The 20,628-nt window shown below is 48.4% G+C and carries 17 protein-coding genes; 12 read left to right on the top strand and 5 right to left on the bottom strand.

The window, feature by feature from the left end:
• Window positions 1-11: 11 nt before the first annotated feature.
• Window positions 12-1,724 (bottom strand): family 43 glycosylhydrolase, encoded by a 1,713-nt coding sequence (locus B0D95_RS09740; RefSeq protein ID WP_210403703.1) that lies wholly within the window; start codon window positions 1,722-1,724, stop codon window positions 12-14.
• 354 nt (window positions 1,725-2,078) lie between these two features.
• On the opposite strand from B0D95_RS09740, the gene B0D95_RS09735 reads away from it, so the two are divergent.
• Entirely contained in the window at window positions 2,079-2,558 is a 480-nt protein-coding gene (locus B0D95_RS09735; protein WP_078043727.1) for a DUF4304 domain-containing protein, read from the top strand.
• A gap of 157 nt (window positions 2,559-2,715) precedes the next feature.
• Here B0D95_RS09735 and B0D95_RS09730 read toward each other — a convergent pair whose 3' ends face one another.
• On the bottom strand, window positions 2,716-3,447 hold the full coding sequence (locus tag B0D95_RS09730) for an SDR family oxidoreductase (protein WP_078043726.1): 732 nt from the start codon (window positions 3,445-3,447) through the stop codon (window positions 2,716-2,718).
• A gap of 385 nt (window positions 3,448-3,832) precedes the next feature.
• On the opposite strand from B0D95_RS09730, the gene B0D95_RS09725 reads away from it, so the two are divergent.
• The 3 genes from B0D95_RS09725 to B0D95_RS09715 are packed head-to-tail and all read left to right on the top strand — an operon-like array spanning window position 3,833 to window position 7,633.
• Window positions 3,833-5,854, top strand: a complete 2,022-nt coding sequence (locus B0D95_RS09725) for a ferritin-like domain-containing protein (RefSeq protein ID WP_078043725.1) — start codon at window positions 3,833-3,835, stop codon at window positions 5,852-5,854.
• Window positions 5,855-5,868: 14 nt separating this feature from the next.
• A complete protein-coding gene (locus tag B0D95_RS09720) occupies window positions 5,869-6,822 on the top strand; it encodes a DUF692 domain-containing protein (protein ID WP_078043724.1) in 954 nt (317 codons plus the stop codon).
• Window position 6,823: 1 nt separating this feature from the next.
• On the top strand, window positions 6,824-7,633 hold the full coding sequence (locus tag B0D95_RS09715; RefSeq protein ID WP_168172431.1) for a DNA-binding domain-containing protein: 810 nt from the start codon (window positions 6,824-6,826) through the stop codon (window positions 7,631-7,633).
• Window positions 7,634-7,740: 107 nt separating this feature from the next.
• Here the strand turns inward: B0D95_RS09715 and B0D95_RS09710 are convergent, their stop codons facing one another.
• Complete coding sequence (locus B0D95_RS09710; protein WP_078043722.1) at window positions 7,741-8,688, bottom strand: alpha/beta hydrolase; 948 nt, start codon at window positions 8,686-8,688, stop codon at window positions 7,741-7,743.
• A gap of 298 nt (window positions 8,689-8,986) precedes the next feature.
• Window positions 8,987-9,469 (bottom strand): hypothetical protein, encoded by a 483-nt coding sequence (locus B0D95_RS09705; protein WP_078043721.1) that lies wholly within the window; start codon window positions 9,467-9,469, stop codon window positions 8,987-8,989.
• A gap of 113 nt (window positions 9,470-9,582) precedes the next feature.
• Between B0D95_RS09705 and soxR the strand changes: the two genes are divergently transcribed.
• Window positions 9,583-10,038 (top strand): redox-sensitive transcriptional activator SoxR, encoded by a 456-nt coding sequence (soxR, locus tag B0D95_RS09700; RefSeq protein ID WP_078043720.1) that lies wholly within the window; start codon window positions 9,583-9,585, stop codon window positions 10,036-10,038.
• Window positions 10,039-10,091: 53 nt separating this feature from the next.
• Here soxR and B0D95_RS09695 read toward each other — a convergent pair whose 3' ends face one another.
• Entirely contained in the window at window positions 10,092-11,324 is a 1,233-nt protein-coding gene (locus tag B0D95_RS09695; protein WP_078043719.1) for an acyltransferase, read from the bottom strand.
• A gap of 177 nt (window positions 11,325-11,501) precedes the next feature.
• Between B0D95_RS09695 and B0D95_RS09690 the strand changes: the two genes are divergently transcribed.
• From B0D95_RS09690 to B0D95_RS09660, 7 genes are all read left to right on the top strand, one after another.
• A complete protein-coding gene (locus tag B0D95_RS09690; RefSeq protein ID WP_078043718.1) occupies window positions 11,502-12,392 on the top strand; it encodes a LytTR family DNA-binding domain-containing protein in 891 nt (296 codons plus the stop codon).
• Window positions 12,393-12,971: 579 nt separating this feature from the next.
• On the top strand, window positions 12,972-15,587 hold the full coding sequence (ppc, locus tag B0D95_RS09685) for a phosphoenolpyruvate carboxylase (protein WP_078043717.1): 2,616 nt from the start codon (window positions 12,972-12,974) through the stop codon (window positions 15,585-15,587).
• 282 nt (window positions 15,588-15,869) lie between these two features.
• On the top strand, window positions 15,870-17,117 hold the full coding sequence (locus tag B0D95_RS09680; RefSeq protein WP_078043716.1) for a methyl-accepting chemotaxis protein: 1,248 nt from the start codon (window positions 15,870-15,872) through the stop codon (window positions 17,115-17,117).
• Window positions 17,118-17,127: 10 nt separating this feature from the next.
• Entirely contained in the window at window positions 17,128-17,490 is a 363-nt protein-coding gene (locus B0D95_RS09675; protein ID WP_078043715.1) for a response regulator, read from the top strand.
• 61 nt (window positions 17,491-17,551) lie between these two features.
• Complete coding sequence (locus tag B0D95_RS09670) at window positions 17,552-17,857, top strand: lipid asymmetry maintenance protein MlaB (protein WP_078043714.1); 306 nt, start codon at window positions 17,552-17,554, stop codon at window positions 17,855-17,857.
• A gap of 12 nt (window positions 17,858-17,869) precedes the next feature.
• Window positions 17,870-20,083, top strand: a complete 2,214-nt coding sequence (locus B0D95_RS09665) for a chemotaxis protein CheA (RefSeq protein WP_078043713.1) — start codon at window positions 17,870-17,872, stop codon at window positions 20,081-20,083.
• On the top strand, window positions 20,080-20,589 hold the full coding sequence (locus tag B0D95_RS09660; protein ID WP_078043712.1) for a chemotaxis protein CheW: 510 nt from the start codon (window positions 20,080-20,082) through the stop codon (window positions 20,587-20,589). Before B0D95_RS09665 ends, B0D95_RS09660 begins: the two co-directional genes overlap by 4 nt.
• The last annotated feature ends 39 nt before the right edge of the window (window positions 20,590-20,628 follow it).

Here is a 20,628-nt window from a genome sequence, read left to right as displayed (position 1 = left end):
CAACCCTTGTATTAGTTGCTGGTGCAGTAAGGTCCAACAATGGTGCCGACAAACCCGCCCGATACATTGGTGCTTAGGTTGGTGGCGTCCACATTGTCGACGAGCAGTTGGCGTTGGCCGTCGATTTCGTAGTAGGCCTTGGCTTTACCGGCGTTGAAAGCCAGTGTCAGGGTTACGTCTTTAGCTTTGTTGATCGGGGTCGCCTTGATTAGCGTGTCTTTGGTTGTGCCTTGGCGGCGGAAGAGGGCAACCTGATCCTTGCCGTCGAGGCGGGTCAGGGCGACAAACATCGTGTGGCGGTCGTCCTGCACAGCGGCAAGTCCTGCGGCATCGCCTTCAGCAGCGGGGTTGAAGCTAAGGGTAGTGGTGAATTCCGCAATGTGGTGCTGTTGGCGGCGGCCAACATAGCTTGGCACTTTCGCAAGATCACCCAATCCGCCGTGGCATGCAAGGTTGAGGCCTTGGTCTTTTACTTCATAAAACGGCTTGATTGGGTTGCGAATGCCCATCCAGCTCACACCCAATGCATTGCCGTCAAAGTTGTCGGTGTAGCCAAAGTCGCCAGAGGTTGGAATCTCCGCGGCTGGCTGCTCGGGCAGTGCGGGTTTTTTGTGAGTGAAAGGAATGCGCTCACCCGGTGGCAGCATGTAAGGCCAGTCGTTTTCCCAGTACACAGGCAATAAGAAAGTTTCACGGCCTATGTTGAACATGTCACGGTCGTAAGGGCGAATAGCGAGGAAGGTCGCCCACCAGTCGCCATTGGGCAGTTGCACAAACTTGGCGTGGCCGGCGGCAATGATTGGGTCCTTACGATCAACATCCAGGTCACGCTGGGTGAGGATAGGATTGTGTTCGGCAGGTACATAGGGGCCGAGTACGTTGTCCGCGCGGAAGATGGTTTGTGAGTGATGCACACTGGTGCCACCTTCGGCTGCGGTGATGTAGTAGTAGCCATTGCGCTGGATGATGTGCGGGCCTTCGATCCACACCGGTTTAGTGGAAATATCCACGCCGCCGTTGATCAGCTGTTTGCGCTCGCCGACCATTTTGAGGTTTTTGTAATCGAATTCCTGAATCCAGATAGCGCGATGGCCGTCGTAGCGAGGTTCTTCATTGGGCGCGCCGTTATTGACGATATAGGCTTTGCCGCTGTCATCCCAGTGGATGGAAGGGTCGATACCTTCAAAGCCCAGCCAGTGCGGCTCTGACCAAGGGCCTTTAATGTCCTTGGCGGTGATTACGAAGTTACCACCACAATCCACACAGGTCGTGGCGATGTAGTAGGTGCCGTCGTGATAAGAAAGGTCGGGTGCAAAAATACCGCGTGATACGCCGATATTCATAAAGTTAAGTTGATCGGGGCGGTCGATGGCGTTAGCGATAGGGATCCAGTTCACCAAGTCTTTGGAGTGGTAAATGGGCAAACCCGGGAAGTGGGTAAAAGTAGACGGAACTACATAGTAATCATCACCTACACGCGCTACCGTTGGATCGGGTGCGTAACCAGACAGAATTGGGTTGCGGAATTCGCCTTCACCCAGAGTCACTTTTTCCTGGGATTCACCTTGATAAATAAATTGGGTGAAACGAGCCGTTTTCTCTGCGGCTGGAGAGCTGACTGCCGCTGCAGTGGAGTTGGATGTGTCGCTTGTGGTGTTGGCTGAATCGCAGCCGCTAAGCAGGGCTGCAAGTCCCATCAGGGGTGCAGCGATGAGTTTTTTCATTGTGTAATCCTCGTTATTGATGTGAAGCCAGCATTTCCGAACAGGATTCGGGTGCAGAGGGCTTATAATATGACAATTAGTCAAGACACAAAAGGGTGTAACGAATAGACCAGGCTTCCCTTGAATATAAATATGTATGGTCTTCACATCATCGTGACCAAGCAGCTCTTGTAAGTTGCGAATGTCGCGAAAAGATCAAATCATTTTCTGACTATATTGCGTTACTTAGGCATGGTTGGTTGAAAATCAGAAAGTAGTTGGACAAAGTGAGCCAATAAATTATTAATCAATTGGCTGTAAGTAAATTCAGTAGTTATTGGTTTTTTCTACGGTTTCGTTATACCAGCGAATATTATGCATACATTTTTCAATCTAAAAATTAAAGAAACAAATGATCGAATGAGGCTGGTTTTGAAGTCTCATGTTGATCCGTTTTTGAAAGCTCAAGGTTGGATGGGTAGAAATTCAACATATAAGCGAATCATAAACGGACAGCACCAAATATTAGAAGTCCAATTTAACAAGTGGGGCGGAAGCTTTGCGGTAAATTTGTCTATAGTCGAGCCAATAGAAAACTTTTATGCTGCTCGCTCAGGCAAGCTTAAGTGTATTCGTAGCCAAAGGCTTGGCTCACGAAATAAACGAATATCTAAAAAGCAAAATATGGATCATTGGTTTAAATTTATGCTTGGGGTGTTAATTTATATACCTGCTTACAAGCTTGCCGCATCAGAGTTGCTAAAAATATACAATACACAAGCTGAATTAACATTTAATGACATGCAAGAATCAGCTAACGCTGGTGTAGCATGTATTCACTTAGAAAAGATATAACAAGCGACTACGATAAAAAATAGATAGATTCAACATTAAAATCATCCTTCTACTTTGCTCAGCATCGTGCCGCCAAAACCCGTAAATAAGCGAAAGCATCGGCGGATCGTGGATACACACTGCCAGCAGGTTAAGCTGGCAATGTGTATGGTATGCATTAATAGCTTGATTGAGTTGGTTGTACAATCAATTCATCAATATTGACACCCTCTGGTTGCTCAATGGCGTAAGCGATTGCGTTGGCAATGGCTTCTGGTTTTAACGCCACTTTACGAAAATCCTCAAGCCATTCTCTTGTTGCGGTGTCGGTTGTGGTGTGAGCTAATTCGCTTTCTACAACGCCAGGAGAAAAAATCGTCACTCGTACTTTTTTGGATTCCATACGTAAGCCGTTTGAAATAGCGCGAACGGCAAATTTTGTTCCGCAGTAAACAGCGGCGGTTGGAAATACACTGTGGGCTGCAATGGAAGCGATATTAATTATGTGGCCGCCGCGATGTTCCATAGATGTTAAAACAGATGCAATTCCGTTTAGGACGCCTTTGATATTCACATCAATCATTTGATCCCATTCGTTGGTTTTGAGTGTCCCCATTGGCGATAGTGGCATAAGGCCTGCGTTATTAACCAATACGTCAACTGGTCCAAATTCCTCAGTGATTGCAGCAACCACAGCCGTGAAGTTATCGCGGGAGACTACATCAAGTGCGTAAGCTTTTGCGGTTCCGCCATCGTGTGTGATGGTTTTTGCAAGTAATTCAAGTCGATCAATACGGCGGGCAGCTAGCATGACTTTATGGCCTGCTTTTGCCAGCACTTTTGCAGTTGCTTCGCCGATCCCACTGCTCGCGCCGGTAATCAATATGATTTTTGCGTTGTTGGTTAACATAACGGAATTCCTCATGAGTTGAGCTGGATATAAAGTTGCTTTAAGGCGGGCTGTCCCGATGCTTGTTATGTTAAGTATTCGGTCTGTTATTTGGGATACACAAAAATCCGGCATGATTGCCTGATCTTCCAATTTAAACCCGAATGGAGCACCGTACTAACCGCTGCAATGATCCTCTAGTCGTCGAATGAACTTTCCCTGTGTAATAACCTGTAATAGATAGCCTCTTGTTTGCATGAGACACTCGGGCGGTGTTGCAACTTCAATATCATCAGGGAAATGATTATGACGGCTAATACGCCATCAACGTCTTTCCTTGGTTAATAAAATAATAAGTTTTAAGTGCCTCTTAACCAACCGTATATATCAGAAGAAGGAACAGCAGATGAATTACGCCGATCATGTAAAACGGCTGACACCAGCCGAAAAACGTTTAGTGAAACATATTAATGATCACTGGACACGCGAACAGGCGCTGGCTGAATTGAAATCGCATTTGCAGGTGGCGATTGAGGTGGAGCTGGCAACCATCCCTATTTACCTTTTCACTTATTATTCGATTAACCGTACACCCACCGGGTTCCCCGACACATCGCTCTCACAGTTTGCTGATCGCGCTGGTGCTGCCATCATGAGTGTGGCGGTGGAAGAAATGCTGCACATGTCGCTGTCTTCCAATGTGCTTTTTTCACTGGGGCAAATGCCGCAGATGTACCTGCATTCCCCTGGCCCTTACCCAACCAATTTGCCGGGTCACACCAAGCTTGGGCCGGATGCAAAACCCTTGGCCTTGCCTCTTTCAAAATTATCGGTAGAACAACTCTGGCACTTCCTTGAAATTGAATACCCGGCAGCATCCGATGCGCCACCGGAAGGCGGTGCGTGGAAAACTATCGGCCAGATTTATTCCTATGTGCGTTGCATTATTTGCTCTGAGCATATGAAGGATGAGGACTTCCATCGGGGCGAAACATTGCGTCAGATTCAGCCAACCAATTATTCACCTAATAATATTGATACAGTTTATCCCGAACACAGTTTTAATAAACACCAGGCGCCGCCGGAGAAAAATTCCGCTGCCCATGCAGCGGCTTATATGAGCCGCGAGGATAGTCATGCGGGTAAATCCCAGCTACTGGCCATTACTTCGCGTGAACAGGCACTGCAAGCGATACAAACGATTGATGCGCAAGGTGAAGGATTTGGCCCTGCTAAATTTGATGATCCATCGCATCAAGAATTATCCCACTACTTCAAATTCCTGACCTTGCAATCGCAAATTGAAGGTTATGATCCTAAAAGTGAAAAACTGCCCAAGCACCCCAAACCGCCTGCTGCTGCAAAGCAACCGGTCAGTACGGCGGATTTGAGTGGCGTGGTATTTAATTTTCCAGATAATCCTGTGGCAGCTTCCTATCTGCCGGGTTATGCCGAATTGGCGAATGTGGTCAGTGGTTTGTATCAATACATGTTGATCATGACTGAAAGTATTTTTTTGCAGGAGCCGCATAACCAGAAGCGTTATTTCAATCAATCCTTGCACCGCTCAATGATTTGGATTCTCGATAAAGTCATTCAGCAAATGAGGACGGTCACCTTTCAGGAAAATAACATTACTTATAACCTCGCGCCGACATTTGAAAATATTAATTTGGGGCATCGCCATCAGGCGTTTAGTAATCTCACCAGTTTGTGTAACAACTTTCGCGCGCAATTTGGTACTGAGCCTTGGTATACCGCGGCTTATTTGGATGATTACATCAAGATGATTCCAACTTTGCCTGATGTGAGTGCATTCTGGCCGGATGTCGCCAATCCACAACTGGAAAAATTCAAAGGTGTGCCCAAGTTTCCTGCCAATCCACCTGCTGCCGTGGGTAAAGATGAAGTGCGCCACGCCTGCATGGGGTTGAATCACTGTAAAGGCCAGGGGCGCACGCGCGATAATAATTGTGCTGGCCAAGGTTATTGTTCCACTGCACTGGAATATAACTACGCGGATCCATCGCAGCCAAATGTGTCTGATCACACTTGCCATGTAAAAAATGATTGCGCCGGTCAAGGTGGTTGTGGGCTTTATGGTACGGCTGAAGAACAGGATCATCCTGCACACAATGAATGCGCAACGCTGGGTTCCTGTGCAACACCGATTAATGCAGAACGCTTCAGCACCGACGGCCCCAATCGCGGAAAAGGTGTATGGAAACGCGCGCGCAAAGTATTTGAAGAAAAAACCTGGCCGACCTTACGCAAGGATAATCCTTCGTTGCCCAAAACACCGTCGCCGGTGCCGCACCAGGAACTTTTCAGCAATGGCCCAACCATGGAGTGGATCGAAACTTACAGTGGTGAAGGTATGACTGCCTGTGGCGCCAGTGGTATGAGCGGTGCCAATAGTTGCGGTTAATGTTGGAGTGGTGAATGGAACAAATAGATCGGGGGAATTACCAACTCGGATTGGGCGTGGGTTTACGCAATGTTCACTTTGAACATATTGTGCGCGAGCAACCGCCCGTTGATTGGTTTGAGGCTATCTCGGAAAACTTTATGGATTCAGGTGGTCGCCCCCGCGCTATGTTGCGACGGATTGCAGAGCATTATCCAATAGTATTGCACGGCGTCTCTATGTCGATTGGCAGCACTGATCCTCTCAACCTGGATTATTTGCACCGGTTAAAAAAATTAGTTGATGAAATCCAGCCGCGTTGGGTGAGCGATCATTTATGTTGGACTGGTGTGCTGGGGCTCAACAGTCACGACCTTTTACCATTGCCGCTCAACGAAGACGTACTTCAGCATCTGATTCCCCGTGTGCATCAAGTGCAGGATATTCTCCAGCGCCCGTTGGTGTTGGAGAACCCCAGCACTTATGTGCGTTTTCGGCATTCAACTATCAGCGAACCACAATTTTTGCGTGCACTTTGCGCCGCAACGGATTGTCGCTTGCTGTTGGATATCAATAATGTATACGTCAGTTGTTTTAATGCGGGCACAGATCCGCAGGCTTACCTTGATGAATTTCCGTTTGATTCTGTAGTGCAATTGCATCTTGCAGGTCATCAACATTGCGGCACACATATTATTGATACCCACGATGGCCCCGTATGTGACGATGTGTGGCGGCTATTTCACACTGCTTGGCACAGATCCGCAGGCGCGGCTACCTTATTGGAGTGGGATGGCGATGTACCGCCCTTTGAGCAACTTCATGCAGAAGTATTGCGTGCGCGGGAATGGATTGCAGCAACAGCGATAAGCGATATGAATCCGCAACCGATCCAACAACAAACAGCAAATAATGGCGGGTTTTCCACTCCGCTCGGTTTTATGGTGCCCGATGTGATGAGCGGCAGCCGTTTGTATGAGGAGGCCTGAAGTGACGACAGCCTCACTGGATAGCTTACAGCACCGGTTCCTCAATGCTTTGCTAGACCCTGCCGCACCTAATTCACACAGTATTAACGATACCCTCTTGCCCGGCGCAAACATAAATGCATCCGCGTGCCTTGCGATTTACCAACGCAGCTATATTCTGCGTTTACGCCAATGTCTCAGTGAACAATTTCCTGCCACGCACTACGCGCTAGGCGCGGATGTGTTTAACGATTTTGCGGATTGTTATTTGGAGGCTTGCCCATCCAACAGCTATACGCTTTATGACCTTGGTAATCGTTTTTCCGCATGGCTGGAGGACACAAGACCCGACCGCGATTTACCTGACGATCAACGCGAAGACTGGATCGACTTTATGGTGGATTTAACCCGCTATGAATGCGAGTTATTCCGTCTATTCGACGCTCCCGGCCATGAAGGCGGTGAGTGGCCGGAGCTGAACGCGCCGGACGATGAATTGGTATTGCAACCCTGCCTCACACTCGCCACCTATGGTTATCCTGTTGCCTGGTATTATCATGAAATTCGTGCTGGCCGCACGCCGGATTTTCCACCAAAAATGTTATCCCATGCGGTGATATTGCGCCGCGACTTTCAAACAGCAACCTTTCCTGTCACCCCCGTGCAATTTCGCTTTTTGGAAATACTGCGCGACGGCAATAAAATCAGTCACGCACTGGACGCTATTGCGCACTGGACAGCTAAACCATTGAAACTTGTCGCTCACTCATGGCAAACAGAAGTAAAACAAGCCTGGATTGCGGCGGGATTTTTTATTGAAAGGGAGATGTGAGTTTTTTGCAGGAGAAATGAATAAGCGTTAAACCAGTTGTCGATTAATGCCGTGCTTAATGAATAAAGTCCGCTGCTATAACAGCGGACTTTACTGGTGATAATAAATTAAGGTTTCACAAAGCCGTTTACTTCAAGCCAGTAGATGAAAGAATCAAACCATTTGTTGCTGGTGCGATCCGGGTTGCCCAAGCCGAAGCCGTGGCCGCCGTTTTGATAGAGGTGAAATTCCACAGGGATTTTTGCGTCGTACCAGGATTTGATCAGGCCGGTTTCACCGTGGAATAAAAAATCGTCAACGGCAATGGCAGCGAACATGGGTGGTGCGTCTTTAGGTACATCTACGGCATTCATCCCGCCGTAAATGGGCGCGATAAACGCCAGCTTCACTTTTTTGGATTGCAATGTAGTTGCCATGGTTAATCCGGCGCCGGCAGAAAAGCCCATCATGCCGATTTTTTTCATATCTACATTCCACTCTTTGGCGCGACTGTTAATCAGTGCATAGGCGGCTTCCACGTCGGCAAGTTGATTATCCAAATTGCGCTGTAATCTGTCGGTGCCTGATTTTTTCTCGCCGGATTTATCATCGCTTGCCGGCTTTGCAGCTTCGGCAAAACGCTGGTTCATTTGTGTTTCAAATGCTTCCAGTGAATCGGCGGTAGGTTGCAGGCGATATTTCAATACAAACGCATTAATGCCGCGTGCAGCGAGCGCTTCGGCAACTTCCCAGCCTTCATTCGCCATGGATAACCACATAAAGCCGCCGCCTGGTGCAACAATCACGCTGGTGCCGTTGGCTTTTTTAGGGTCAGCGAGAAAGGGCGTCAGTGTGGCTTTGGTGATGTTTCTCGCCATTGGGTCGCCCCATTGACGAAACCAGGATTCCTGTGCGGGCTGATTTTCCACTCCACCGGTATTTAATGGAATTGCGCCCGGCTCAGCGGGTGCCTCTATGGGATACATTTTTCCATCTTGTGCGAAGGTGGCGACGCTACTTAAACAAGCTACACCGAATAGCATTGACCGCAAAAACATCGTGAATTGCCGTTGCATAAATTTATCTCCTGATAACATTTAATTTTTCAAAACTTTACAAATCATTGCCGATAAAAAACGCGTTATTTGCAAAGCAGGCGATGGGTTCTGCGCATAATCAAAAGATTATTGTTTGTTATTACATTTCGTCGGTGTTTTCGCAGAACGCCGGGGTTGTTTTACTTTTATCGTTATTTGTGAAAATCCCTTTGGTATCAAGTAAATACAAAGGGCTCGCACAGGGTGATGTGTGCTGTGCGAGTGAATGTGGGAATAAGATATATTATATTACAAGTTTCGGGCAAGTGTAGATGAGCTACTGCGGTATGGGATCTTGCTGATTGGTGAGTTCGTAGGTGTAGCCCTTATTAGTGGTTAAGGAAACATGCTTGTTGTACATAGATATTTCACTGATTTTGTTTTCCCGCAATGTGAAGCGAATATGGGCTGTTAATAACAGCTTGCCGCAGGATGCGGTAAGCCCCATGAACTCTTCGTGATGATTCCCTTGGATACGAAAGTGAATGAGTACCGTGGTGTCATCAGCTGTGATGGTGTTGATACTGATAGTTGGCTGCCTGAATACATCCAGGAGATAGTTTAAAAACCCACTGAGTTCGGTCGATGTTTGTGGGTTGAATTCCGGAAACCCCTGACAGCTTAATGTATCCATCAAGGTGTTGGAGAATAATGCTGTTTTTTCCTGCCCTGTGATCTGATGTTTGAAGATTGATGTCAGGAATCGTGTTACCAATAATTCATTTTTTTCATGCAATATATTTTCCGGTTGATCCAGCATAGTGAGTACCTCTGGGGTGCATGGGTAGGTGAGTGCGCTTGTCATGAATGCAAAGTGATTGCACTATAAAACCTCAAGTTAACTTGAGGTCAATAGCTGTGACAAAACACAAGATGTGCAGTGAGCGTGAACTGAGTGTGGGTGAAGTGGCTGCGCGCAGTGGTGTGGCGGTATCTGCCGTGCATTTTTATGAGGCTAAGGGGTTAATTGTGAGCATTCGCAATGCGGGCAATCAACGGCGCTATGCTCCCAGTGTGTTGCGTTATATTGCGATTATTAAAGTGGCGCAACGTGTGGGAATACCTTTAGGGGAAATAGAGCGTGTGCTGGGGCGATATCAACCGGAAGCCAAAGCCGGTAAAGCACAATGGAGCCGCGCCGCTGCAAAATGGCGCGAGAGCCTGGACGAACGGATACAAAAATTGCAGCGCTTGCGGGATGAATTGAATAGCTGTATCGGTTGTGGTTGTCTATCGCTTCGGGATTGCCCTTTGCGCAACCCCGATGATGTGCTCGGCGCCCAAGGCCCGGGAGCGCGTATCCTTGAGCGCGCTGATGATGGCGTGTGACTATTGTTGAAGGGTTAATCTCCTGTTTTGAATAGTCACACGCCCATGACCTGTTATTTCTTCTGAATCCCAAACAGCACCGGCACCACCGGAAGCCGTTTAACCACTTCAAAAATCACCACGCACCCGATTGCAACAGCGCTGATGATCAACAGTGGTTCAAGTACTGGGCCCACTTTATGGGGTGCTACAAAGTAGGCAATAACAATGATCAGTGTCTGGTGCAAGATATAAAAACAATACACACCGCTGTTTAAATATTTCAGCAATGGATTGCTAAAGGTAAACCAATGTTGTGCCCAGGCGATGATGGTGAGTATCCACAACCAGCCGTTGGCTGACCATATAAAGCCGTTGATTTCCTGTGCGATTCTGTTATCGCCCAGGGAGCCGCCGTTAAACGCAAACAGGGTATAGGCGTAGGTTAATAAGGCGATGGGCAGCAAGTGCCAGCGTATCGATGCGAATTGACTCCATACTTGCGGCATCCGCACCAGTGCGAAGCCCAGTACAAAGCACAACAAGGAGCGCGCGTGGTTGTACCAATCCTCGACAAAATTATGGGTGGTGGGGTATTTGCTGTAGAGCCACCAGCCGATGCCATGAAATAGCACTACAGGTACCAGCACTACCAGGCTCAGGGTGCATTTGCTGCTGAGCCATCGCCACACTGGCGCGCATGCGCGGGAAGTTATCAGCGGGTAGAGCGCCCACAAGATCAATGTATAGGCCAGTATGTAAGGCAAGAACCAGAGGTGATTCCAGGTGAGGTGGAGTTGGCCCAAGGTTTTGTGTGGAGCAAATTCAGCGCTGGTTTGATCCAGGTAGATGTGCCAAAAATGCCAATAGTCAGTGAGGTTGATTAACCCTTTGCTGTTCGCTTCCACATAAACCTGTGGAACTACCACTACCAATATGCCAAACAACAGTGGCAATAAAAGCAGGGGAATGCGCTTACGGATAAATTGCCCCCAAGGCTGTTTGGCGATTAAAAAGGATATCGCCGCGCCGCTGATTAAAAACAGTAGCGACATACGCCACTGGTTTGACCAGAGCATGATGTTGGTGAGCAGTTTGCTGGTATAAGTGCTTTTGTAGTGATAGTCCCAGCCTTCGGCGTAAAGCATGCCGGTGTGGTAAAAAATTAACAGGCCAAATACCAACACCCTGAGCCAGTCCAGCTCAACCAATCGCTGCCGGTGAAACTCAGCCTGCGTATAGGGGCGTGGGAGCGGGGAATGGCTATCGGGCTGATGTGCCGTTAAGACGGAATGTGCTTGTGTCATGGTGCATGCCTTTAGGAATACAAAAACGCTATGCTAGGTAAACCCGCAGGGCAGTGGTGCTACCAAGTGATTGTTCTACAAGGAAATGTGATGAACGGACGCCCCTTGTGATGAACCCAGGTTGCGAAAAGCCAGGCAATACCCGACATTCGCGCACCCCAATCGACAGTGATCAGCATGACTCATTCCCCTTCCCAATCGACTCACCTGCAATCGCTGTTAATCCGGCATTTTTTAGCGCATCAATGGGCTTGGGGTGCCGCGCTGTTGGTGGGTTGGTTCAGTGTGAATGTAGTGGTGCTGGCAACCACTACCCTGATGGAAGTGCGGCGCAGCGGTGGGACTATTCCTGTGTGGGAACCGTTTTGTTGGGAAATATCCAGCTGCATGGTGCTGTTGCTGTTGATCCCGCTGGTGCTGTGGCTGAATGATCGCTGGATCAGTCAACTGGCGCTCAAATGGCGCTTGTTGGTACATCTCATAGCGACTGTGCCGTTTTCTGTACTGCATGTCAGCGGCATGGTGACGATTCGCCAGCTCTGGTATCGCGCCATGGGCGCCAGCTATGAGTTTGGTGATCTGCCGGTCGAGTTTTTCTATGAATACCGCAAGGACGCCCAAGCCTATTTGACGCTGGCGCTGATCATTGTGGGCTATCGCTTTATCGCCCGGCGGTTACAGGGCGAGGCGAGCTATCTGGCAGACAGTGCAGAGAGCGAGACGCCTGAGCCTGAATCGCCACCCGAGCGTCTGCTGATTAAAAAGCTGGGGCGGGAATTTCTGATTCAAACGGCGGATATTGAATGGGTGGAGGCCTCTGGTAACTACGCCAATCTACATATAAAAGGCAGCGTCTACCCCATGCGCATCACCATGGATAAGTTGGAAAAGCTATTGCCAGCCCATTTCGCCCGTATTCACCGTTCAACAATTATCAACCTGGGGCAGGTACAGGATATAGAGGCGTTGGATAGTGGCGACTATCAGGTGCGCTTGCGCAATGGGCAACAGCTCACCTTGTCACGCCGTTATCGCGAACGCTTTAAGGCCATGTTGAGCCTTTCCTGAACAGTGAAATAATGACGTGCAGGAATTGAACACCTGGCGCCACACCAGTAATAATCAGCCCTGCGCCCCATTACCAAAGGGTCATGCACAGAGTTATTCACAGCTTCTGTGGATACTTCGCTGTGGATCTTTTTAGGATGTAACTCCGGCTTTTCTACGGCAATGCGGTTGTTTTTGGTGCAGGTTGTTTATTATTACCGCTACCCTTGAGGATGGTGATCTGTTGTGGGCGGGACAAGGGAAGTTGTGCACAGCCTTCAGGCTTTGTGTGATCCTACATAACGTTGCATAGCGCTTTTTGCGGCAATTTGCGCGTAAATATTGCGCATTTTTTGGGGTGATGCCCTAGGGTTTTTCAACTGGCTATTGCATCCCCGAGGGTGTCTTTGTAATCTGCGCGGCCGCCGTTATAGCACGCGGTGTTAAGCCCGGTGTCTTTTTTATCAATTAGGCACAGATTTCGCAGCTTTTATACCTTTCGCTGCGCCCATTGGCTGATGATCTGGCCAGCGGCGGTTAATCCCGTCACTGTTTGATTCTCTGTTTATCTTCCTCTTATCGATTGTTGGAGAAGTGCTCATGTTAAAACTACCTGAAACCCTGCGCGAAAACGTACGCCTGCTAGGGGAACTATTAGGTGAAACGATTCACGCCCACGAGGGTGAAGAGCTGTTTTCCAAAGTTGAAGGAATTCGCAAACTGGGTAAGGCGATTAACAAAGCTGAAAACGGTGACTCTGCACCGCTGGTGGCTATGCTCAGCAGTCTTGATGACCAAAGCATCCTGCCTATAGTCCGTGCGTTTAATCAATTCCTTAACCTCGCTAATATCGCCGACCAGGAATACTTTTCCAGCGCCGAAGCGGAGGCCGAAGACAAGCTGCAAGCATTGATTATCGAGCTTGCCGCTGCACAGGGCAAAGATGCCCTCACCGAACTTATTAATAAGCTGCGTATTGAGCTGGTGCTGACCGCCCACCCCACTGAGGTGACTCGCCGCACCCTGATCCGCAAATACGACCAGATAGTCGATACGCTTGCTGATCGCCAAAACCCCAGCCTGCTGGTATTTGAACAAGACAAACTGCGTGGCCGCTTGCACCGTCTGGTGGAAGAAATCTGGGCTACCGATGAGATTCGTACCACACGTCCTACGGCTGTGGATGAAGCCAAATGGGGCTTTGCTGTTATCGAAAACAGCCTATGGCAGGCCGTGCCGGATTTTATCCGCCACCTGGATCGCTTGACCCAACGTCACCTGGGCGCGCATTTGCCTGTGGATATTCGCCCGATCAAATTCTATTCCTGGATGGGCGGCGACCGTGATGGCAATCCGAATGTCACTCACAAAATTACCCGTGAAGTCCTGTTGCTAGGCCGTTGGATGGCAGCAGAACTCTACTCACGCGATGTGTACAGCCTGGGCGGTGACCTGAGTATGAGCGAAGCCAGCGACGAGCTTCGCGCCCGCTACCCCGACTCTACTACTCCTTACCGCGATGCCATGTACGATCTGCGTCAGCGCATCCAATCCACCCTGGAGTGGGCCGAGGCGCGCCTGCAAGGCCGTTCGGTAGAAGTGCCCGCAGACCTGATCACCAGTCGCGAAGATCTGCTCGCACCATTAATGCTCTGCTTCCGCTCATTGAACGATGTCGGTCTGCCGCACATCGCCAATGGCCCGCTGGTCGATACCATCCGTCGCGTACACTGCTTTGGCATCAACCTGGTACCGCTCGATGTACGTCAGGATGGCGATCGCCATGTGCAGGCAATTGATGAGTTGGTGCAGTATTTGGAGATTGGTGACTATCGCGCCTGGTCAGAAGAAGAGCGTCAAGCGTTTCTGTTGGATGCGCTCACCAGCAAGCGTCCATTGATGCCTGCTTCCTGGCCAATGAGCGATGAAACTGCTGAAGTACTCGCGACTTGCCGTGTTGTGGCGCAAGAGCCGCGCGAAATCCTCTCTCATTACGTTATTTCCATGGCACAGCAGCCGTCAGACGTGCTCGCGGTTGCACTCTTGTTGAAAGAGTCAGGCATGACCTGGAATATGCCTGTTGTGCCACTGTTTGAAACCTTGGATGACCTGGACCGCGCGCCGATTGTGATGGAGCGTTTGTGGAATCTGGAGTGGTATCAACAGTATTCAGCGCAACAACAAACCGTCATGATCGGCTATTCCGATTCCGCGAAAGATGCGGGCAAGCTCGCCGCTACCTGGGCGCAATACAAAGCGCAGGAAAAACTGGTCGCACTTGCCGACAAGTTTGCGGTATCGCTGGTGCTGTTCCACGGCCGTGGCGGTACCGTTGGTCGCGGTGGCGGCCCGGTAGAAAAAGCCATGGCATCGCAGCCGCCCGGCTCCGTAAAAGGCCGTATTCGCGTGACCGAGCAGGGCGAAATGATTCGCTACAAGTTTGGTTTGCCGCGTGTTGCATTTAGCAGCTTATCGTCTTACGTAACGGCAACCCTGCGTGCCACCATGTCACCTAACGCCGCGCCCAAACAAGAATGGCGCGATCTGATTGAGCGCATGGGTAAAGCCAGTCTGGAGGCCTATCGCGCCGTTGTACGCGGTCACAAAGATTTTGTTCCCTACTTCCGCAACCTCACGCCTGAGCAAGAGTTAAGTTTGTTGGCACTGGGTAGTCGCCCGGCCAAGCGTAAATCCACCGGTGGTGTAGAAAGTTTGCGTGCTATTCCTTGGGTATTTGCCTGGACACAAGTGCGTTTAAATTTACCGGCCTGGTTAGGCACTCGTCAGGCATTTGAATACGCCCTGCAAAATGACCCGCAATTGCTGGAAGACATGATCAGCAACTGGGCATTCTTCTCCAGCTTCCTCGACTTGTTGGAAATGGTTATCGGTAAAGCCGACGGCCCAATCTGCACTTATTATGAGCAACAGTTGGTGCCGGTTGAGTATCGCGGTTTGGGCGAAGAATTGCGTGGCGATTTGAAAGCGCTGGAAACCTTGATCAATACAATGAAGAAGCAGGATGTGCTGTTAGCCGACGAGCCAATGTTGCGTCAGTCACTGGAAGTGCGTAAGCCTTACGTTGACCCACTCAACTATTTACAGGCTGAATTGCTAAAGCGCTACCGCAGCAGCGAAACCATTAGCCCTGACCTTGAACGTGCACTGAAAGTGACCATGGCGGGTATTGCCGCAGGTATGCGCAATACGGGTTGATTATGCTGGTTTAATGTTGTGTTTTAGCTTTTTTAAAACGTCCAACGCTTAGCAAGGTTGGGCGTTTTTTTTTTACCGAATGCGACTGCCCTGTTAATTTTTATTATATGAAAGTCGCTCTACTGCAATGATTCTTCATTTGGATCATTCGGCAAATATATTTTTTTGACACTCTTCAGGTGTACGACTATAACTAATTTGCCTGCCGCTACCACGTTGATGTAGCGATAAGTTCTTTCTTGTTTTTTCTTTCAATGCTCTTCGGCTTCATGGATAAATTTGATGCGCAGCAACCAATCTTATGGTGCCAGTTCTGGTGCCTATGCAAACTCATCTCGCTCGAATTCGCACCTGCTATTGATTAGCAGTTTAGGTGGACTTGTCGCAGCGGCATTGCTACTGATTTTTTTAGGTTCGATTTCTGGTGTGTGGAAGTTGCTGGCACTCATGGTGGTGGTTGTCGCTGCAGCCATTGGCATTTATTCAGTGAACCAATTAGCCGGGCGCGCCGCGCAATTGGGTAGTGATTTGGCACAGGCTGAATCTAACCTGGCGGTTGCACAAAATTACAAACCGCTGTTGGAAAATTATCAGCAATTAATTCGTGAAGTCTTGCCCTTGTGGCAGCGTCAAACTGAATTGGCGCGGCATCAACTGGAATCCAGTATCACTGAATTGGTTGGACGTTTCTCCGACATTCACCAGCGCTTGCAAGCGGCGGTGGCCAGTTCATCCAGCACGGCCAGCAGTATGAGTGGTGAAAAAGGCTTGGGGGGCGTGATTCATTTTGCCAATACAGAATTGAATGACATCACCCAAACATTACGCCAGGCAATCAGCCAGCGCGATGAGCTACTTGGCGAAATTTCCGGCTTATCCAAAATTACTGTTGAACTCAGTGGCATGAGTGCCGATGTTGCCGGCATTGCATCGCAAACCAATTTATTGGCTTTAAATGCCGCAATTGAAGCTGCCCGTGCCGGAGAATACGGGCGTGGTTTTGCGGTAGTGGCGGATGAGGTTCGCACCCTGTCAACTCGCTCGGGTGAAACCGGGGCGCGTATCGGACGCCGTATTGAACAGGTGAATTCTGTGCTGCAAACCACGCTGGAGCGCACCACAGAATATGCAGCGGAAGATAATTCTCGCCTGAGTAAATCCGAGGCATCCATTACGCAAGTGCTTGAGCAGTTCCAGCGCTCCAGTGAAAGCATTATGCAATCGGCACAGACATTGGAACATGAAAGTTCCGCTGTGCAAGCCAGTGTGGAAGAAGTATTGGTTAATTTGCAGTTTCAGGATCGGGTGAGTCAGATCCTTAGTCATGTCACTGATGATATGGAAAAGCTGGTGGGTGCGATCTCTGAACAGGAAACTCGCATTCGCCACGGTGAAACGGTGGTGCCAATTGATATCAATGATTGGCTGCGTGCGGTACAAAAAACCTACACCACTTTAGAGCAGGTTGATGTACATCGCGGTGGCGATCATTCCAAAAGTCCAAGCAATTCTGAAATTACCTTTTTTTAGGGAGTCGTGAATGTCCAAAGTTATTTTAGTGGTTGATGATTCTGCCAGCGTGCGTCAGGTCGTGGGTATTGCGCTGCGGGGTGCTGGTTATAGTGTGGTAGAGGCCAGTGATGGAAAGGATGCACTGAACAAACTTGATGGGCAAAAAATTAATCTGGTTATTTCCGATGTCAATATGCCCAATATGGATGGCATTACCTTTGTGAAAGAAATGAAACAAAAGCCAGCCTATAAATTTACGCCAGTAATCATGTTGACCACCGAAGGTGCCGACGAGAAAAAACGTGAAGGCCAGGCAGCTGGTGCAAAAGCCTGGATTGTAAAACCCTTTCGCCCGGAACAAATGCTGCAGGCTGTTTCCATGCTGATTTAATTTGCAGCTATTTTTTTGTAAGGATGATCTTGTTAACACACTATCCTGATGGATTATGAACATGAAAATTACACGCAAAAAAAATAGGGAAACCACCACGCTTTCCTTTGAAGGTGATCTCACTATTTATAATGTCACTGAAAGCAAAGCGGAAATCTTTGCTGATCACGAACGACTCACCGATAAAATCGCATTGGATTTGCATAACGTAAGTGAAATAGATACCGCCGGTGTTCAGCTTCTACTATTTACGAAGGTGTTTTTCGCCAAGCTCCATAAAACGGTGTTTATTACAAAAAGCAATGAAATTGTCGATGCAGTGTTGACCAAGCTCGATCTCTCCTCCCAATTTTCACTTGAATCCTAAGAGGGATCGACAATGAATCTTGATGCTGCCTTACAAACGTTTTTTGCCGAAGCTGATGATTTGCTCAACTCCATGGAAGCAGCATTGCTGCGGTTGGATGATGGCGATACTGACCCGGAAACGATTAACGAAATTTTTCGTGCGGCCCATACCATAAAAGGCTCTGCGGGTCTTTTTGGTTTGGATGACATAGTGCGCTTTACGCACATTGTTGAAAATGTATTGGATCGTGCGCGTGATAATAAAATTACTATTACCAGCGATCTGCTTAGTTTGTTGCTGCCCTGTCGCGACCATATTGCGGTACTGGTTGAAAATGCCAGGCATGATCGTGCTAACGACAATGAGTGTCTCGCCAATGGGCAAGCATTGTTGGGTTCTTTGCAGCCATGGTTAGAGGATAGTGCTGTAGCAAACACAGGCAATACCGAGCTTGCAGAGCCAACATCCACATTGCAGGCTGATTACATTAAGTCACTAGTGAGTGAAGCTGAGCGTGAGTCCTGGCATATTTCTGTGCGCTTTGGCCCGGATTTGTTGCGCAATGGTATGGACCCGCTGTCGATCATGCGCTTTCTGTCTACTCTGGGCGAAATTACGCATATCACAACCATTACCGATCATTTGCCGGATGTTGAACAGTTTGATCCAGAGCAATTGTATTTGGGTTTTGAAATTGCCCTCACCGGTTCAGTTACGCAGCAGCAAATTGAAGATGCCTTCATGTTTGTGCGCGATGATTCCGATATCACCATCATTCCCCCGCGTAGCAATATCGAAGCCTATGTCAAATTAATCCAATCTTTACCGGAAGATAGCAAACGCTTGGGTGAGATTTTGGTAAAAAGCCATGCTATTAGTTATCAGGAGCTGGACGCTGCGCTGGAAACGCAAAAGCTACAAGCCAAAAACCAAAGTCCGGTCAGTATGCTTGGCGATATTCTGGTGAAAGGTGAAGCGGTAGCGCCGGAGATTGTAACTGCGGCATTGGATAAGCAAAAGAAAATTGTCGAGAAAAAATCCAGCCCGGAAAATCGCTTTATTCGTGTAGATGCCGAGCGTTTGGATACCTTGATTAATTTAATTGGCGAGCTGGTTGTGAATCGCCAGCGTATAGATTTATTGGCGTCCAAGCTGGGTGATTCAATGCTGATAGAAGCAGTTGCTTCTATGGGGGCGTTTACCGAAGCCATCCGCGATGCAGCATTAACGCTGCGTATGGTGCCGGTGGGTGACACTTTTCAAAAATTCAAACGTGTGGTGCGCGATACTGCAAAAACGTTAAACAAAGAAATTGAGTTGGAGATAGAAGGTGCTGAAACCGAATTGGATCGCTCCATGGTGGAAAAACTCAATGATCCATTAATGCACATTGTGCGCAATGCGATGGATCATGGTATTGAGTCTGTGGAGGTTCGCAAAGCGCGCGGTAAACCTGCACAGGGCACTATTAAACTCACCGCATACCACGATTCCGGCAATATCGTGATTGGTATTCACGATGATGGCGGTGGTTTGGATGTTGAAAAAATCCGCAAGAAAGCCATTGCTAACGGTATTCTCGACGAGAGTGTTCACTTAAGCCGACAAGAGCTGTTCCAACTCATTTTTCACCCTGGTTTATCCACAGCAGAGCAGGTGACTAATCTCTCCGGTCGCGGTGTGGGTATGGATGTTGTCAAACGTAACATTGAAGAGTTGCAGGGCGGCGTTGAAGTTGAAAGTGAAATAGGTGTTGGTACCAGCTTAACTATTCGTTTGCCGCTCACTCTGGCGATTATCGATGGCTTCCACGTCCTGGCAGGCGCAATAGATTTTATTGTGCCGCAAAATACCATTCTCGAATGCGTAGATTTGAATTCGCTTAATCATTCTCACGGACAAAACTGTGTCAACCTGCGCGGTGAACAAGTGCCTTACATTCGCCTGCGTGAAATATTTTCATTGCAGGGTACTGATGTGCAGCGTGAAAAAGTTGTCGTTGTACAGTTTGGTGAAAAACGTGCGGGCATAGTAGTGGATGAGTTACACGGGGAGATTCAAACCGTAGTGAAACCTATGGGCCCTATTTTCCAGGCATTAAAAGGTATTGGAGGCTCCAGCTTATTGGGGACAGGTGCTGTCGCACTTATTTTGGATATCCAACAGCTCATTACCTATGCTATTAATCAAGAACATCTACGTAACAGCGCTCTGCCTATGAGTGCGCAGGAGGAGCAGTCATGAATCAGCCCGGAAAAGCGAAAAAAAGCAATCTCCCGGAAGTTATAAAGCAGTACCTGACGTTCAATATTGGTCATGAGTATTATGGTTTGGAGTTGTCTCAAACGCGGGAAATTATTGAGTATAACGGTATTACTGAAGTTCCACTCATGCCTAATTTTTTGCGTGGAGTCATTAATCTTCGCGGTGAAGTGGTGCCGGTGATTGATTTGGCGGTACGTTTGGGCAGGAAGCCAATACAAGTTCAGAAGCGCACTTGCATCATTGTTGTTGAGTTAGAAAACAATGAACAGAATCACGTGCTGGGTTTGCTTGCAGACGCAGTCAGTGAAGTAATTGAAATGGATGATGAAAATATTGAGGATGCCCCGTCTTTTGGAGCCAATATTCGCGCTGATTTTATTCAGGGAATTGCCAAGCGCGACGATGAATTTATTGTGCTGTTAGATGCTAACAGCGCACTATCGATTCGTGAATTGGCTCATTTAGTTGAGGCGCAATTGCAATAGGTGAAATTTGAGGGATATTTTTCGTCAAGTGAGTTGGCT

Source organism: Cellvibrio sp. PSBB023 (assembly GCF_002007605.1).
In the GTDB taxonomy this organism is placed as follows: Bacteria; Pseudomonadota; Gammaproteobacteria; order Pseudomonadales; family Cellvibrionaceae; genus Cellvibrio.
This window is presented reverse-complemented; position numbering and strand designations above follow the sequence as displayed.